This is a genomic window from Spirabiliibacterium falconis, from assembly GCF_014885015.1.
GTDB classification, from domain to species: Bacteria; Pseudomonadota; Gammaproteobacteria; order Enterobacterales; family Pasteurellaceae; genus Spirabiliibacterium; species Spirabiliibacterium falconis.
In genome coordinates this window covers 23,149-40,011 of the sequence record NZ_JABMIJ010000006.1, presented here as the reverse complement: position 1 = coordinate 40,011, position 16,863 = coordinate 23,149, and the positions used below count along the sequence as shown (strand labels likewise).

12 protein-coding genes and 1 tRNA gene are annotated in these 16,863 nt (G+C 43.2%); 3 read left to right on the top strand and 10 right to left on the bottom strand.

Annotated elements, in window-relative coordinates; genetic code table 11:
• Positions 1–32 precede the first annotated feature (32 nt).
• From yfbR to uvrB, 6 genes are all read right to left on the bottom strand, one after another.
• Positions 33–623 (bottom strand): 5'-deoxynucleotidase, encoded by a 591-nt coding sequence (yfbR, locus tag HPC40_RS02820; RefSeq protein WP_208117973.1) that lies wholly within the window; start codon positions 621–623, stop codon positions 33–35.
• Positions 624–638: 15 nt separating this feature from the next.
• Positions 639–1,697, bottom strand: a complete 1,059-nt coding sequence (degS, locus tag HPC40_RS02815; protein ID WP_208117972.1) for an outer membrane-stress sensor serine endopeptidase DegS — start codon at positions 1,695–1,697, stop codon at positions 639–641.
• Between the two features lie 2 nt (positions 1,698–1,699).
• A complete protein-coding gene (ribD, locus tag HPC40_RS02810) occupies positions 1,700–2,836 on the bottom strand; it encodes a bifunctional diaminohydroxyphosphoribosylaminopyrimidine deaminase/5-amino-6-(5-phosphoribosylamino)uracil reductase RibD (RefSeq protein WP_208117971.1) in 1,137 nt (378 codons plus the stop codon).
• Position 2,837: 1 nt separating this feature from the next.
• Positions 2,838–3,302, bottom strand: coding sequence for a transcriptional regulator NrdR (gene nrdR / locus HPC40_RS02805; protein WP_208117970.1), 465 nt, complete (start codon positions 3,300–3,302; stop codon positions 2,838–2,840).
• A 75-nt stretch (positions 3,303–3,377) separates the two neighbouring features.
• Positions 3,378–7,271 carry an ATP-dependent RNA helicase HrpA gene (hrpA, locus tag HPC40_RS02800; protein ID WP_208118295.1) on the bottom strand — a complete coding sequence of 1,298 codons (3,894 nt, stop codon included), beginning with the start codon at positions 7,269–7,271 and terminating at the stop codon, positions 3,378–3,380.
• 33 nt (positions 7,272–7,304) lie between these two features.
• On the bottom strand, positions 7,305–9,347 hold the full coding sequence (uvrB, locus tag HPC40_RS02795) for an excinuclease ABC subunit UvrB (RefSeq protein ID WP_208117969.1): 2,043 nt from the start codon (positions 9,345–9,347) through the stop codon (positions 7,305–7,307).
• Positions 9,348–9,811: 464 nt separating this feature from the next.
• Between uvrB and HPC40_RS02790 the strand changes: the two genes are divergently transcribed.
• The 3 genes from HPC40_RS02790 to ettA all read left to right on the top strand — a co-directional run bounded on the left by HPC40_RS02790 (position 9,812) and on the right by ettA (position 12,751).
• Positions 9,812–9,887 (top strand) — tRNA-Asn (locus tag HPC40_RS02790).
• Positions 9,888–10,032: 145 nt separating this feature from the next.
• A complete protein-coding gene (locus tag HPC40_RS02785) occupies positions 10,033–10,992 on the top strand; it encodes a calcium/sodium antiporter (protein WP_208118294.1) in 960 nt (319 codons plus the stop codon).
• 88 nt (positions 10,993–11,080) lie between these two features.
• Positions 11,081–12,751 carry an energy-dependent translational throttle protein EttA gene (gene ettA, locus HPC40_RS02780; RefSeq protein ID WP_208117968.1) on the top strand — a complete coding sequence of 557 codons (1,671 nt, stop codon included), beginning with the start codon at positions 11,081–11,083 and terminating at the stop codon, positions 12,749–12,751.
• Positions 12,752–12,782: 31 nt separating this feature from the next.
• Here ettA and HPC40_RS02775 read toward each other — a convergent pair whose 3' ends face one another.
• The 4 genes from HPC40_RS02775 to ompA form a co-directional block, all read right to left on the bottom strand.
• Positions 12,783–13,547 carry a YdcF family protein gene (locus HPC40_RS02775; RefSeq protein ID WP_208117967.1) on the bottom strand — a complete coding sequence of 255 codons (765 nt, stop codon included), beginning with the start codon at positions 13,545–13,547 and terminating at the stop codon, positions 12,783–12,785.
• A 58-nt stretch (positions 13,548–13,605) separates the two neighbouring features.
• A complete protein-coding gene (gene metF, locus HPC40_RS02770; protein ID WP_208117966.1) occupies positions 13,606–14,493 on the bottom strand; it encodes a methylenetetrahydrofolate reductase in 888 nt (295 codons plus the stop codon).
• Between the two features lie 112 nt (positions 14,494–14,605).
• Positions 14,606–15,688 (bottom strand): AI-2E family transporter, encoded by a 1,083-nt coding sequence (locus HPC40_RS02765; protein WP_208117965.1) that lies wholly within the window; start codon positions 15,686–15,688, stop codon positions 14,606–14,608.
• Between the two features lie 128 nt (positions 15,689–15,816).
• Entirely contained in the window at positions 15,817–16,857 is a 1,041-nt protein-coding gene (gene ompA, locus HPC40_RS02760; RefSeq protein WP_208117964.1) for a porin OmpA, read from the bottom strand.
• Positions 16,858–16,863: the final 6 nt, after the last annotated feature.

The window sequence follows — 16,863 nt, the reverse complement described above, 5'->3', positions numbered from 1 at the left end:
AAAACAAAAGTGCGGTCTAACCGCACTTTTCATCACAACGCAAATTCATCTATCGTTTTGCCAAAGCTAGGGACAAATACATCCAGAAAATACGCCATTTCATCGCTATGCCATTGAGATAAGAGTTTTTCGAGACGTGATAGGGCTGGTTTAAATTCTTGATTACCGTGTTCAAGCTCCGATTTGGCTTTGATAAACGCACAAATCACATCGGCTTGCTTCACTAGGTGGTGGGTTTGTGCATCAATATGTTCACTGCACAAAATTGGCTCAAAATCTGCTTGCAACGCTGGCGGTAACAAGGATAACAAGTGCCGCTCAGCTTGTGCTTCAATTTCCTTATACGCACTGGTAATTTCTGGGTTGAAATACTTCACGGGTGTCGGCAAATCACCCGTAAAAATTTCACTACTATCGTGATAAAGTGCAACCAATGCTACCTTTTCTGGCACGACATCACCGTTAAAAAATCGGTTTTTAATCACCGCCAGTGCATGGGCGACCAGCGCAACTTGCAAGCTATGTTCAGCAAGATTTTCCTGTTCTATTTTACGCATTAATGACCAACGCTGAATGAGCTTAAGGCGATCAAGGCAGGCAAAAAAATGGCTCGTTGTTGTCATACCGCACTTTCCTTTTTATTCACTGCGTGGATATTCTGCGATGGTCACTGGCACATCGATAACGTTGCCTAACCGTTCAATTTCTACACTAACTCGACTACCCGGCTTCATTTCAGCAATTTTCTGCATTAATTCTGTTGGCGAATTCACGGTTTGCTGATCAAATTGTTTAATCAAATCCCCAGGTAAAATACCTGCACGGGCAGCAGGGCCATTTGGGGTTACGGCTGTCACTAACACGCCTTGTTTATCTAATCCAATTTGCTCATTATTGTTGTAAAAAATTTGACTCTCCACCCCAAAAAAGCCCCGAATAACACGCCCATCTTTGATAATTTTATCCAAAATAGTATTCGCAATGCTCACGGGAATCGCAAAGCTCAAACCTTCAGCAATCTCATTTTGATCTTTTCCTAGCGTGAGCGTATTAATTCCGACCAATTCACCTGCGGTGTTGATCAATGCACCACCTGAATTACCACGATTAATGGACGCATCTGTTTGAATGAAATTTTGCCGCCCAATTTCACCTAATGCACTGCGTCCGAGTGCGCTGATAATCCCTTGACTCACACTCTGCCCAAGGTTATATGGATTGCCAATCGCCAGTGCAACATCGCCCACTCGCAATTGACGTTGTGAATTTTGTGGAATCGTAGGCAAATTATCTGCTTCGATTTTCAGTACGGCTAAATCAGTTAATGTATCAGAGCCTATCAGATGTGCCTCAAAAATTTGTCCATTTTGTAACGCAACCACAATTTGATCAGCATTTTCAATGACATGGCGATTAGTAAGAATATAACCATTTTTGCGCATAATGACCCCAGAGCCCAGATTATTCACGCGCAGTTGATCGCTGGAATGTTGCTCCAACGTGCGGTTTTGCAGTGACTGGTTATACACGTTCACCACCGCAGGTGCAGCAATATGTACCGCTTGGGCATAACTGACAATTGTGTTTTTCTGATACCCAAACGTCCAATCTCGCTTTTCTAAAATGGGGAGAGCCAGCAGTACAATCGCCGCAGCACATAACCCAACAACAATGGCTTGTAGGATTTTTTTTAACATTCTCACTCCTTGATTTTCGGGCGATAGATGACTTTAAGGTCATCATCAAACTGTTCACAACCACACAAGATAAAGTGCGGTGCGCCCGCAAGGGTATGCACATCTGGCAAGTGGCACAAGCCTTGTGCTTGATCGCCAAGTAATTTCGGCGCAATATAGACGATGAGCTCGTCCACCACGCCTGAAGCAATCAACGAACCTGCCAAATTTGCCCCCGCTTCAATCCATACCGTATTGATTTCCCGTTTGCCAAGCTCGCTCATTAATGCCGGCAATTGTGATTCATTATGTGGCAGTTGTAATGCTCGGCAATAGTCAGGAAATGCACTAAGATCACGCTCTATATTATCCGCACCCACCAACCAGACCGCACTTGGTATTTCAAATAGTTTCAAGTTAGGACGAATGCGGTGTTTAGAGTCCATCACAATACGAACAGGTTGACGCACCATGTTTTCTGGATAACTTGCTTGAGCCGCACTTGGTAATTCGTTCCAACGTACATTTAAACTAGGGTTATCCACCAATACAGTGCCACTTGCAGATAAAATCGCACACGCTTGAGCACGGTGCAGTTGCACATCTTGGCGTGATTTGGCATTGGTGATCCACTGGCTCTCACCGCTGGCGGTTGCCGTTTTGCCATCTATGGTCATCGCCATTTTGAGTTGAACATACGGCGTACCTGTACGCATTCGCTTTAAAAAGCCTTTATTTTGTGCCTCTACCTGAGAAGCGAGCAGACCAACCTCCACCTGTATGCCCGCTTCACGTAACCGCTGAATACTTTTTCCTGCCACCTTAGGATTCGGATCTTCCAGCGCAATCACGACACGCTCAGGTTGTGCGGCTAAAATACGCTCTACACACGGTGGCGTGCGGCCTGTATGTGCACAAGGCTCCAGCGTCACATACATTGTTGCACCATGTGGGTTGATGCAACGTGCCGCACAATCTTGTAGTGCAGCGACTTCGGCATGCGCCTCGCCTGCTTTTTGGTGATAACCCTCACCGATAATTTCGCCGTTTTTAACAATCACACACCCGACCATCGGGTTAGGTGTCGTGGTAAATTGCCCTTGCCATGCGAGATCAATAGCACGTTGCATTGCTTTGCGATCAAATTCTGCCGCTGTCATGTTAATCCTTATCACTCTCTTCTGTCAGCTTGGCAATTTCATCACCAAATTGCTGAATATCATCAAAACTTAAATAAACCGAGGCAAAACGGATATATGCTACTTTATCCAATTTTTTCAGTGCATTCATCACTAGCGTTCCCACAAATTGACTCGGCACTTCTCGCTCACCTGTGGCTTGCAACTCGTGAATGATATGATTAACGGCTTTTTGTACATCTTCTTCACTGACGGGGCGTTTTTCCAGTGCCCGCGAAAGCCCAGAACGCAATTTGTTTTCATCAAATGGCTCACGATTACCGTTATTTTTAATCACTTTAGGAATAATCAATTCCGCCGATTCAAAAGTTGTAAATCGCTCTCGGCACTGAAGACATTCACGCCGACGGCGCACCTGATAACCATCAGATACCAATCGTGAGTCGATCACTTTGGTATCAATGGCAGAACAAAATGGGCAGTGCATATTCTCTCCTTGTCATTTTTACGATCAACATAACACAGATTGCTCGCACTTTTCATGCAAAAATGCAAAGTGCGGTCAGCTTTGTTCATTGATCGTATTGAGAATCCGTTTATCTGAAATAGGATACGGCGTGCCAAGCTGTTGTGCAAACAAACTAACACGCAATTCTTCAATCATATAGCGAATTTCCAACACCTCATCACGCATTGGCTTCGATTTTGGCAATTTTGCCAGCAAGTGTTGATAAGCCTGAGCAACTCGTTCAACACGCAACATATTTGCACGATCACGATTAACATCAACAACCAATTTATCAAGCCGTTTTTCTACCGCTTTTAAATAGCGCAAAACATCAGGCAAGCGAGCGTAGCCTGTTTGCTGCACAAAGTGCGGATAAATTAGCCCAGCAAGCTGAGCTTTAATATCTGAAAGGGCAAATGCCATCGTGAAGTCGAGCTTACCTTTAAGCCGTTTACTAATTTGAAAATTAAGGCTTAAAATTTGTTCAACTTGCTGCGCAATATCCACCGTCACCTCGTTGAGATGCTCGCGAACATGATCACGCAAGCGTTCAAACTCCGCCTCTTGCCATACCACACCGCCGAAATCCGCAATTAATTTATCCACTGCACAGGCAATGCAGTCATCAATTAAAGCTAGCACTTGTCCAAACGGCGTAAAATAAAGCCCCAATTTCGCTTTATTCGGTAATTTTTCATGCAAATATTTAATCGGTGATGGCACATTGAGCAACAATAAACGGCGTAATCCTGCTTGCATTGCGCACATTTGCTCAAATTCGGTTTCAAATAATTTGATTCCAACCGCATCTTGCTCATCAACTAATGCGGGATAGGCTTTCACACTGTAACCCCGCTTTTTCTGCTGATAAAAGTGCGGTAAGGTATCAAAATTCCAAATATGAATGCCGCTTTGTTCAATACCCTCATCTGCTACCGCAGAAAGTGTTGCTTGCACTTGATCTTTTAATGCAAACTTCAAGGCATCCAGATCCGCACTTTCTTGAATTTTCCGCCCTTTATCATCGACAACCCGAAATGTCATTTTTAAATGTGCAGGTAATTGCGCAAAATTCCATTCATCCACATCCACCAAAACCCCTGTCATACGGCGTAACTCATAACTTAAACTTTCCACTAGTGGGGAACACATCGCCTCTGCACGCCCTAAAAAAGCCTCCGCATAATTCGGTGCAGGCACAAAATTACGACGTAATGATTTTGGCAATCCTTTAATTAAGGCGATCACCAACTCACGGCGAAGCCCTGGAATTTGCCAATCAAATCCTTGTGGCTCAATTTGATTAAGTAATGCCAACGGGATATGCACCGTTACACCATCTGCGTCACTTCCAGGCTCAAATTGATAACTCAATTTGAGTTTGATGTCTCCTTGATACCAAAAATTCGGGAAGTCAAGCTGGCTGACCGTTTGCGCAGCATCACGGGTTAAAAAGGATTTTTCAAAATTGAGCAACTCAGGTTGACTTTTAGAGACATGTTGCCACCAGCGGTCAAAATGCTTTTGAGAGACCACTTCGGGCGCAATGCGCTGATCATAAAACGCAAACAACTCTCGCTCGTCCACCAAAATATCTCGCCGACGGGATTTGTGCTCGAGATCTTCAATTTCACGGATCAACTTCAAATTCTGAGCAAAAAATTTGTGTTTGGTATGCCAATTTCCCTCAACAAGTGCCGATTGAATAAAGATCTCTCGGCTTTCAACGGGATCTATGCGACCATAATTGACAGGGCGATTCATCACAATCGGCAAACCATATAGCACCACTTTTTCCTGAGCAATAACCGCCCCTTTATTTTTCTCCCAGTGCGGTTCACTGAAGCTGGATTTAACTAAGTGCGGTGCTAATGGCTCAATCCACTCAGGCTCTATTTTCGCCGCAATCCGTCCCCATAATTTGCTCGTTTCCACCAATTCCGCCACGATAACCCATTTTGGGTTTTTCTTAAACAGGGCAGAATTCGGAAAAATGGCAAAATGTGTGTTGCGAGCCCCAAGATATTGCTGTTTTTCAGCCTCTTTCATGCCAATGTGAGAAAGTAATCCTGTCAATAATGCGTGGTGTATTGCAGCATAATCGGCAGGCACACTGTTGATATGCAGCCCCATTTCACGCACGCTTAAGCGCAGTTGGTGATAAATATCTTGCCATTCACGAATGCGTAAATAATTCAAAAATTCCGCACGGCACAATTTACGGAATTGATTATTGCTCAACGCTTTTTGCTGGGTTTGCAAATACTCCCACAAATTCAGATACGCCATAAAATCTGAGCGTTCATCTAAGAACCTACGGTGTTTTTCATCTGCGGCTTGTTGCTTTTCTTGCGGACGTTCTCGCACATCCTGAATGGATAACGCAGCGACGATAATCATAATCTCACGCAGGCTACTAAACTTGACCGCACTTAGCACCATTTTCCCCAAGCGCGGATCAATTGGCAACGTCGCCAATCGCTTGCCGTCCTCAGTCAAGATACGTTTATCCCCCACACGGGTTTTAATGGTTTTGAATGCTTGCAGCTCTTCAAGCAGCTTGATGCCATCTTGAATATAACGTCTATCGGGGGCATCCACGAAAGGGAATTTCTCAATGTCATCCAGCCCAAGTGCGGTCATTTGCAAAATCACCGACGCTAGATTGGTGCGTAAAATTTCAGGATCGGTAAATTCAGGGCGTGCGTTGAAATCCTCTTCAGAATAAAGGCGAATACAAATCCCCTCACTCACCCGCCCACAGCGACCTTTACGCTGATTGGCACTGGCTTGCGAAATCGCCTCAATCGGCAGACGTTGCACTTTAGTGCGGTAGCTATAACGTGAAATGCGTGCAGTACCTGGGTCAATCACATATTTAATGCCTGGCACCGTCAGCGAGGTTTCCGCTACGTTAGTCGCCAACACAATGCGGTTACTTCCCGTTGGGTGGAAAATTTTATTCTGCTCTTGTGCCGAAAGGCGAGCATAAAGTGGTAAAATCTCGGTGTGCTTAAGCTGATGCTTAGCTAGTGCCTCGGCGGTGTCGCGAATCTCCCGCTCTCCGCTTAAAAACACCAAAATATCACCTCGCCCTTCTCGTTGCAATTCATCAACAGCGGCTAAAATGCCTTGAATTTGATCGCCGTCGTCATTGTCTGTCAATGGACGATAACGCACTTCCACAGGATAGGTACGCCCTGACACTTCAATGATCGGCGCATGATTAAAATGCTTTGAAAACCGCTCCACATCAATGGTCGCCGAGGTAATAATCACCTTCAAATCTGGACGTTTAGGCAACAATTGTTTGAGATAGCCTAAAATAAAATCATTGTTCAAACTACGCTCATGAGCTTCGTCAATGATCAACGTATCATAGGCATTCAAAAAACGATCTTGCTGAATTTCTGCCAGCAAAATCCCATCGGTCATCAATTTAATGCGTGAATGATCACTGACGTGATCGCTAAACCGCACTTTAAACCCCACCAACTCGCCCAGTGGCGACTTCAGCTCGTCGGCAATACGCGTGGCAACCGAGCGTGCGGCAATTCGTCGTGGCTGCGTGTGCCCAATCATCCCCCTAGTGCCAAGCCCGAGTTCGAGGCACATTTTCGGCAGCTGCGTGGTTTTCCCCGAGCCTGTTTCCCCTGCGATAATCACCACTTGATGATCTCGAATGGTGTTTAAAATTTCCTCACGTCGTGCACTGACAGGCAAATCAGGGTATTCGATACAAAGTGCGGTTTGTCGCTGTGACAAACGCTGTTGTGCGTGTTCAATATCCCGCACAATCTCAGCGGCCACCGCACTTTGTCCGCCTTCAGGCACTTTTGCCATGCCCAAAATCCGCCGCCGTAAACGTTGTTTGTCAGCCAACATCACATCATCAAGCTGCGAAAGTAATGTTTGTTGCATCGGCGATACGTCAGACCGCACTTTCATTTTTTTGTTTTTTTCCTGTTTCATCGTTATCCGTTACAGTTTTACAAACTGCTCCCGCAGTTGGTGGAGTTGGTCACGCACGGCGGCAGCTTGTTCAAACTCCAAGTTTTGAGCATGGTGATACATTTGTTGCTCAAGTTTTTTGATCTGTTGTTCAAATTCTTTGGCATTTTTCGGCATATCAAGACTATTCGCCACCAATTCGGCCAATTTTTGTTTATGTTGTCCTTTTTGTTTGCTTTTGCGTGAGCCGCCTTGCCCAATATCAAGCAATTCACCGACTTTTTTATTCAGTGCTTGCGGTGTGAGACCATGTTCTGCATTAAATGCCATCTGTTTTTCACGCCGCCGCTCTGTTTCGTCAATGGCTTTCCGCATAGAATGGGTAATGGTGTCAGCATATAAAATCGCTTTGCCGTTTAGGTTGCGCGCAGCACGGCCAATGGTTTGAATCAGCGAACGCTCCGAACGCAAAAAGCCCTCTTTATCAGCATCCAAAATAGCGACCAGCGACACTTCTGGAATATCCAATCCTTCACGCAGTAAGTTAATCCCAACCAATACATCAAACTCACCAAGTCGTAAATCACGGATAATTTCGACACGCTCGACGGTATCAATATCAGAGTGCAAATAGCGAACTCGCACATTGTGTTCTTCTAAGTAATCCGTTAAATCTTCTGCCATGCGTTTTGTTAATGTAGTTACTAACACACGCTCATGATTATCTGACCGCACTTTAATTTCAGATAATAAATCGTCAACTTGGGTGGACACTGGGCGCACTTCCAACACGGGATCGAGTAACCCCGTTGGGCGTACCACTTGGTCGATCACCTCACCGCCTGATTTTTCCAGCTCGTAAGACCCTGGTGTGGCAGAAATATAAATGGTTTGCGGCGCAAGACGCTCAAATTCTTCAAATTTCAGCGGGCGATTATCCAGCGCGGACGGCAAGCGAAAACCATATTCTACTAAGGTTTCTTTACGAGAACGGTCGCCACGATACATCCCCCCAATTTGCGGAATGGTAACGTGAGATTCATCAATAAAAAGCAAACCATCGGCGGGTAAATAATCAAATAGCGTCGGCGGTGGCTCGCCTGCTTTACGCCCTGAAAGGTAACGGGAATAGTTTTCGATCCCCGAGCAATAACCAAGCTCGTTCATCATTTCAATGTCGAACTGGGTGCGCTGCGTGATGCGCTGCTCTTCAAGCAGTTTATTTTCTTTCAACAAATATTCACGCCGTTCGGCAAGCTCTTGTTTTATGTGTTCAATCGCCTGCAAAATGCGCTCCCGTGGGGTAACATAGTGCGTTTTCGGGTAAATGGTGTAACGTGGAATAGCTCCAAAATTATGACCAGTGAGCGGGTCAAATAAGCTCAGTCGTTCAATTTCATCATCAAATAACTCAACCCGTAGTGCTTCGTCTTCCGACTCGGCGGGGAAGATGTCGATCACCTCCCCACGCACACGGAAGGTGCTCCGCTGAAAGGCTTGATCGTTGCGGGTGTATTGCAATTCAGCCAGTCGAGTTAAAATATCACGCTGGTTGATGATTTCCCCAGCTTGCAGATGGAGCATCATTTTCAAATAGGAATCAGGATCACCCAAACCATAAATGGCTGACACGGATGCCACCACGATGGTATCTCGCCGTTCAAGAAAAGATTTGGTCGCCGATAGGCGCATTTGCTCAATTTGATCGTTTATCGAAGCATCTTTTTCAATAAATGTATCGCTGGCAGGTACATAGGCCTCGGGTTGATAGTAATCATAATACGATACGAAATACTCCACCGCGTTTTCAGGAAAAAACGCTTTCATTTCAGCATAAAGTTGTGCGGCAAGCGTTTTATTCGGTGCAAACACCATCGCTGGGCGGTTAAGGCGAGCAATCACATTAGCCATCGTGAATGTTTTACCCGATCCCGTCACCCCTAACAAGGTTTGATGCGCCAAGCCATTTTCTAAGCCCTCAATGATTTTTTCTATTGCTTGCGGCTGATCGCCTGAGGGCGAAAATTCGCTGTGTAATTTAAAGGGTTTGGCTTTTAAGTGCGTTTTCGACATGTGTTACTCAATGACAAAAAAATTTAAATGATTTTAGCATAGTTTTTTTGAAAATTCTTATCGCAGTTATTCAGCATCGACACTACCTAAAGTGCGGTATAAATGGTGCTGAAACGATTAAAAAACGAAAACAAAAATGTGCGTTTTGCACAGTCTTTTTAATGTCAAGTGTTCTACTTCAAATTTTGCAAAAAAATTCTTAAAAAAAGACTGGATTTTTTATATCTTATTGATAAGTAACAAAAAGTTATTTTATAATCAAATTTTATTCGCATGCTTTTAAGCCCGATTATTTCTACTATTCGCAGGATTATCATAAAACTAATCCACAATGTTATCCACAGCTCATGTGGATATAAAATTGCAGTTGGTGATCTGACATTTTTTGACTTTTCAGGCTTGACAAGCCCATGAGAAATCACTAAGATAGCCAGCCTTAATCGTAATGCGATAACAAAATTTATTCCTCCTTAGTTCAGTCGGTAGAACGGCGGACTGTTAATCCGTATGTCGCTGGTTCAAGTCCAGCAGGAGGAGCCATTTTTCTCTATTGGTTGGCTTTTTATTTGTCTCCTTTTGTAAAATGCTTTTTATAGCCAATAGAGCTTAGCCCTTAATTGTCTTTCAATTACGGGCTTTATTTTTATCTAAAACCGCACTTTTGTATTTAAGGATAACGCTAATGATGCTTATATTTGCCATTCTCGCTATCATCATCGGACTTGCTGTCTTGGTGTGGAGTGCCGATCGCTTCGTGGAAGGCTCAAGTGCGGTTGCCAATCATTTCGGTATGCCGAAAATTTTAATTGGCATGTTAATTATCGGGTTCGGTACTTCTGCCCCTGAAATCGTCGTTTCCGTCACCTCTGCAATTGAAGGTACGCCAGGTATTGCACTGGGCAATGCTTATGGCTCAAACATCGCCAATTTGGCTTTAATCTTAGGGGTTACGGCAATTATTAGCCCCATTTTAGTCGCTCCCGCAACCCTACGCAAAGAGCTTCCCTTACTTTTACTGGTTACACTCATCTCCATCGGCTTACTCTACGACGGCAACGTATCACGCTTTGATGGTATCATGCTATTACTGCTATTCGTCGCATTTATGGCGTGGAGTATTTATCAAGGGCTACGTGCAAAATATCTCCCGCAAGATGAAATCACAATTGATCCCTCACTTAGTCTTGGAAAAGCTCTCTTGTTGCTCTGTGTTGGATTACTCTTGCTAGTCGCCAGCTCGCAATTATTGGTATGGGGCGCAGTGTATATCGCACAAGCACTTGGCGTAAGCGATTTAATTATTGGTTTAACGGTCATTGCGATTGGCACTTCCTTGCCTGAGCTGGCCTCCTCTATCTCTGCTGCTCGTCAGCAACAGCACGATCTGGCTCTCGGCAATGTGATCGGCTCAAATATGTTCAACACGCTTGCTGTGGTAGGGCTGGCTGGCACGATTAAACCGATGCACGCAGGGTTTGATGTGGTTTATCGCGATATGCCTGTGATGCTACTGCTCACCTTACTGCTATTTGTCATTGGTTATCGCTATCGCGCACCAAGTGGGCATATTCATCGCTGGGCTGGGGTATTATTGCTCCTCTGTTATATTGCCTATAATGGCTATATTTTCCTCACTCTTAGATAATCAAAGTGCGGTCATCCTACTTTCTAGCCTAAACCGCACTTTTACGTTAGAATAACAGCATTTTTCACATCACCAAAACGGAATGATTATGTCAACCCAATTTGTTTATACTATGCACCGTGTGGGCAAAGTTGTCCCACCAAAACGACACATTTTGAAAAATATTTCCCTGAGCTTTTTTCCAGGCGCAAAAATCGGCGTGTTAGGCTTAAATGGCGCAGGAAAATCAACGCTACTACGCATTATGGCGGGTATCGATAAAGACATTGAAGGTGAAGCTCGCCCACAACCTGGCATTAAAATAGGCTATTTACCGCAAGAACCCAAACTTGACCCGCAACAAACAGTAAAAGAGGCGATCGAAGAAGCCGTCAGTGAAGTAAAAACCGCACTTTCACGTTTGGACCACGTTTATGCTGCTTATGCCGATCCCGATGCTGATTTTGATGCGTTAGCAGCCGAACAAGCCGAGTTAGAAGCCATCATTCAAGCGCATGATGGACACAATCTCGATAACCAGCTTGAACGAGCCGCTGATGCTTTACGCCTACCTGATTGGGAGGCAAAAATTGAAAACCTCTCAGGGGGGGAACGTCGCCGTGTTGCGTTGTGCCGCTTATTATTAGAAAAACCTGATATGCTCTTACTTGATGAGCCAACCAACCATTTAGATGCCGAATCCGTTGCATGGTTAGAGCGTTTCTTGCATGATTATGAAGGGACTGTGGTTGCCATTACCCACGATCGCTACTTCCTAGACAACGTAGCGGGCTGGATTTTAGAGCTTGATCGTGGTGAAGGCATTCCTTGGGAAGGAAATTATTCATCTTGGTTGGAGCAAAAAGAAAAACGGCTTGCGCAAGAAGCCGCCAGCGAAAGTGCGCGTCAAAAATCCATTGAGAAAGAACTTGAATGGGTTCGCCAAAATCCAAAAGGTCGCCAAGCGAAAAGCAAAGCACGTATGGCTCGCTTTGAAGAGCTTAATTCTAGCGAATATCAAAAACGCAATGAAACCAATGAGCTCTTTATTCCACCGGGTGAACGTTTGGGCGATAAAGTCATTGAAGTGAAAAACCTTAGCAAAAGCTATGGCAACCGCACTTTGATTGATGATTTGTCTTTCACGATTCCGAAAGGGGCGATTGTTGGTATTATCGGTGCTAATGGTGCAGGAAAATCCACATTATTTAGAATGCTATCTGGTCAAGAGCAACCCGACAGTGGTGAGATTATCGTCGGCGAAACTGTAACGCTGGCATGTGTCGATCAATTCCGTGATGAAATGGATGATACAAAAACCGTTTGGGAAGAGGTATCAAATGGTTTGGACATTATGAAAATCGGAAATTTTGAAATTCCAAGCCGTGCATATGTAGGTCGCTTTAATTTTAAAGGTGTCGATCAACAAAAACGTGTCGGCGAACTCTCAGGTGGTGAGCGAGGTCGATTGCATTTAGCCAAATTATTACAAGCGGGCGGTAATGTGTTATTACTCGACGAACCGACCAACGACCTTGACGTAGAAACACTGCGTGCGTTGGAAAATGCGATTTTAGAGTTCCCAGGTTGTGCATTGGTTATTTCCCATGACCGCTGGTTCTTAGACCGCATTGCAACCCATATTTTAGACTACGGCGATGAAGGTGAAGTCACCTTCTATGAAGGCAATTTCTCAGATTATGAGGAATGGAAGAAGAAAACGTTTGGTGCTGATGCCGTTGAACCAAAACGCATGAAATATAAACGTATTGCAAAATAAAACGCAAAGTGCGGTCGATGACCGCACTTTTTCATTTCATCAGATTCCATTTCAGCACCCAATACCCTAACCACTCTTTCAATGCCTGCTGGCTACTTAGCAATGCAGATGCTTGAGGAATAATATTAATGATGCCACTATCAAGTTCTACTTGCGTGTTGACCATTGCTGGCAAAACCGTGAAACCTTGTCGCTCAAACAAAAATTTTGCCCGTTGCATATGCCAATCATTTGTTACGAGCACAATAGTTGGCTGCTTGATTCCTTCTTTTTCCAGTAGTTCTCGACTAAAGCGTGCATTTTCAGTGGTTGTATGCGATTTATTTTCAATCCATTTGGGCTGGATATTAAAATAATAATCAAATTCGCGTGCCATTGCATCGGCTTCTGCCTCACAATCAAATAGACTACCACCTGAAACCAACAACGGCAACCGCACTTTTTTATGCAGTTGAGCACCAAAACGCATACGTTCAAGCGGCAAACCACTAATCGTGCATTCATGGATGCCAAGATCGCTTTCTCGCACTCCACCACCGAGCACAATGATCAGATCACCTTGGCTAAATTCATCTAACGTGGGTAGGGTTAACCGTGACGTCAGGGATTTTTGTAGATGATGCGCCACAAACGGGGTGCTTAACAAAAAGAGTAATGCTATTGCACAAACCGCACTTATGCGTGCGATAACTTTCCAGTCAACATAATAGCACGCACCCGCAAATAGTAGCAGCAAAATGATATTAAACGGTGGCAATAAAGCGTTTAACAATACTTTACGCAAAATAATATCCACAAAGAACTCCAATAAAAAAGGGCATCATGCCCTTAGTATAGCAAAAAATTGTTCTAGCTTAAGTCATATCAGGACGCACACCAAGTGTGTGGCAGATGGCATACGTCAGTTCAGAACGATTTAGGGTGTAAAAATGGAAATCTTTAACGCCTTCACGCGAAAGAATTTTGACCATATCCATAGCAATACTTGCACCGACCAAATTACGCGTGGTTTGATCATTATCCAATCCTTGATACATTTTTCTCATCCAACTTGGAATATTAACGTTGGTGATTTTAGCCATACGTTGCAATTGTTTGAAATTCGATACAGGCAAAATCCCTGGCACAATTTCCACATCAATGCCCACAGTGGCACAACGATCACGAAAACGCAAATAACTGTCAATATCAAAGAAAAATTGTGTGATAGCGCGACTAGCACCTGCATCAATTTTGCGCTTTAAATTAAGTAAATCTGCCTGAGCAGATTTTGCCTCTGGGTGAACTTCGGGATATGCCGCCACTGAAATGTCAAAATCTCCTACACTGCGTAGAAGAGCTACTAAATCGTTGGCATAAAATGGCTTTTTGTCATAACCTGCAGGCTCATCACCGCGTAATGCCACAATATGACGAATGCCACTATCCCAATAATCCTGTGCAATTTGGCGTAACTCATCAGGTGTTGCATCAATACCTGTTAAGTGCGGTGCTGATTCAATGCCTGTTTTCTGATTGATCGCTTTTACAATACTATGAGTTCGTTCACGTTCGCCTGAATTTGCACCATACGTTACTGATACAAATTTAGGTTTGAGGGTTTTTAATCGGTCAATTGAATCCCATAATAAGGTTTCCATTTTTTCATTTTTAGGCGGAAAAAATTCAAAAGAGATATTAATTTTTCCATTTAAATCTGCCACACTTTGGTTTAACGCATTTATTTCTCTTGCATAACTCATAAAAAACCCCAACATTGTTATTTTTAGATGTTTAGACGTCTAAAATAAACAGCGATGGGGAATAAGTCAACGTGGATATTTTCACATTAAACGTGAATAAATTTCATAATCCTTATTTTTCACCATTACCTAAAATATAAGCTAATTTTTCTGTGGCAGGATTCGCTTCTAAAGCGATTTTGGTTGCCATAGTAAGTGGCACGGAGAGAAACATTCCCACAATGCCAAGTAACCAGCCCCAAAAAATCAACGAAATAAAAACAATCAATGTCGAAAGACCAAGGCGAGAACCCATCATTTTCGGCTCGACGACACTCCCTACAACAATATTTATTGCGGTATAAATGGCAATTAACACAACCCCTTCAAGCACGCCATTTAAAATAAATGCCTGAACCACTGCAGGTATAGCTGCAATAATTGAGCCAATATTGGGCACATAATTAAGTAAAAACGCCAATGTTCCCCATAAAATAGCATATTGTATGCCAAGCAATTTCAACACGATATATATTACAATGCCCGTTATCAAACTGGTGATTGTTTTTATGGACAGATATTGAATCACGCCGTCCACTACACGATAAACATCACTTTTGACCTGACGCTGCTCACCAACTGTCTGCCCACTGACCAAATAATTTAGCTTACGTTTTGCTAGTGGAATTTCTGAAAGCATAAACACTACGATTAAAAATAGCACAAAAATGTCACTCACCATGCCAGACACTTGACCTAAAGCATTACTGATAACATTCATCACAATATTCGGGTCAAAACTTTCAGCTAATTTTTGCTGTGGAATTAAGGCATTAAGATTATAGTGATGTGCCCATTTTAAAATCCATTGCATTTTTTGCGAAAGTAAAATCTTATATTCAGGTAATGAGGCAGTAAATTCGTTGATCGATGCACCAATCATTGAGGCAAAAATACTAAAGCCAATAAAAATAACCAGCAGTAAAATCGCAATTGCCAGCCATTGCGGAATTTTATACCGCATCATTTTTTTTATTAACGGCGAGCAAACTATCGCAATAAATAACGCTAATAATAGGGGGGTTAATAGATCTGATGCTGCTTTAACACCAGCCAGAATAACAATTGAACACGCGATTGTGACAACAATAGGCACAAAATGTGTATGGTGGTGTTCTGGGTAAAGATGAATATTTGGATCTTGCTTTTTTTCCATAAAATGATTCCAATACGATATAAACGTGCGCATTATACCGTTTTTTATGCCAAACCGCACTTTTGGTTACACATTAAAAAACCCAGCCGTAGCTGGGTTTTATCTTTAACGTTATATGTAATCAATGATTACATTTTGAAAGTTTTAGCACCTTGTACAGCTACTTCAACACGACGATCTGGCGCTAAACAAGCGATAAGTGCTTTACGACCTTTAACTGCGTCACAGTTGCTGCCTGTTACAGGATTTGCTTTACCGTAACCTACTGCAGAAACGTTAGTTTGTGGAACACCTTTAGACACTAAGTAGTTAGCCACAGTTTCAGCACGTTTTTGAGAAAGTTTTAAGTTGTAAGCATCAGAACCTAAACGGTCAGTGTAACCAGCAACGTTGAAGTTAGGGTTATTAAGACCTGATTGAGCAACTTCAGCAGTCATGGTGTCGATTGCTTGTGCTGCAGTTGGTTTTAAATCCGCTTTATCGAATGCAAATAATACATCAGAGCTGAATGCGAATTTTTTAGTTACGATTTCAGGTGCTTGAACTGATTGACCAAAACGGTAAGTTAAACCTGCAGTTACAGAACCGATGTCTGGACGATAGTCAACAGTTTTTTCATCAAGTTTTAATTTACCTACATTGTTCAACCATTGATATTCAACGTTGAAAGCAAGGCTTGGTGTGATTGCATATTCTAAACCACCAGCGAAAAGAGCTGAAACACGGTTAGAGTGTTTTTTCTCAGCAACTTTACCTGTAAATTTGTAGTTAGAGTGGACTAACGCTGCACCCACTTTCGCATAGAAATCTAAATCAGTTACGATTGGGTAGCTTGCTTTCAAGCTTAAGTTAGCACCGTGTGCAGTGTGTTTGAATTTATCTGCACCTGGTGATTTTAATTCATAGCTACCGTAGTAGTCATAACCTAATTCTGCTGCGAAGTTAGGGCTAATTTGATAACCACCGTAAACACCGTAAGTTACAGAGTTACGACGAGTTTTGTCATATTGACCTTCATTAACAACGTTGCTACCAACTTTCACGCCGTCGTGATATTTTGCCCAACCTGCTTTAACACCTGTGTAGAAAGTGTTTGCTTGTGGAGCAGCTTGAGCTACTGACGCTAACGCAAAACCAGAAATAGCTAATGCAATTGCTGTTTTTTTCATTTCAAT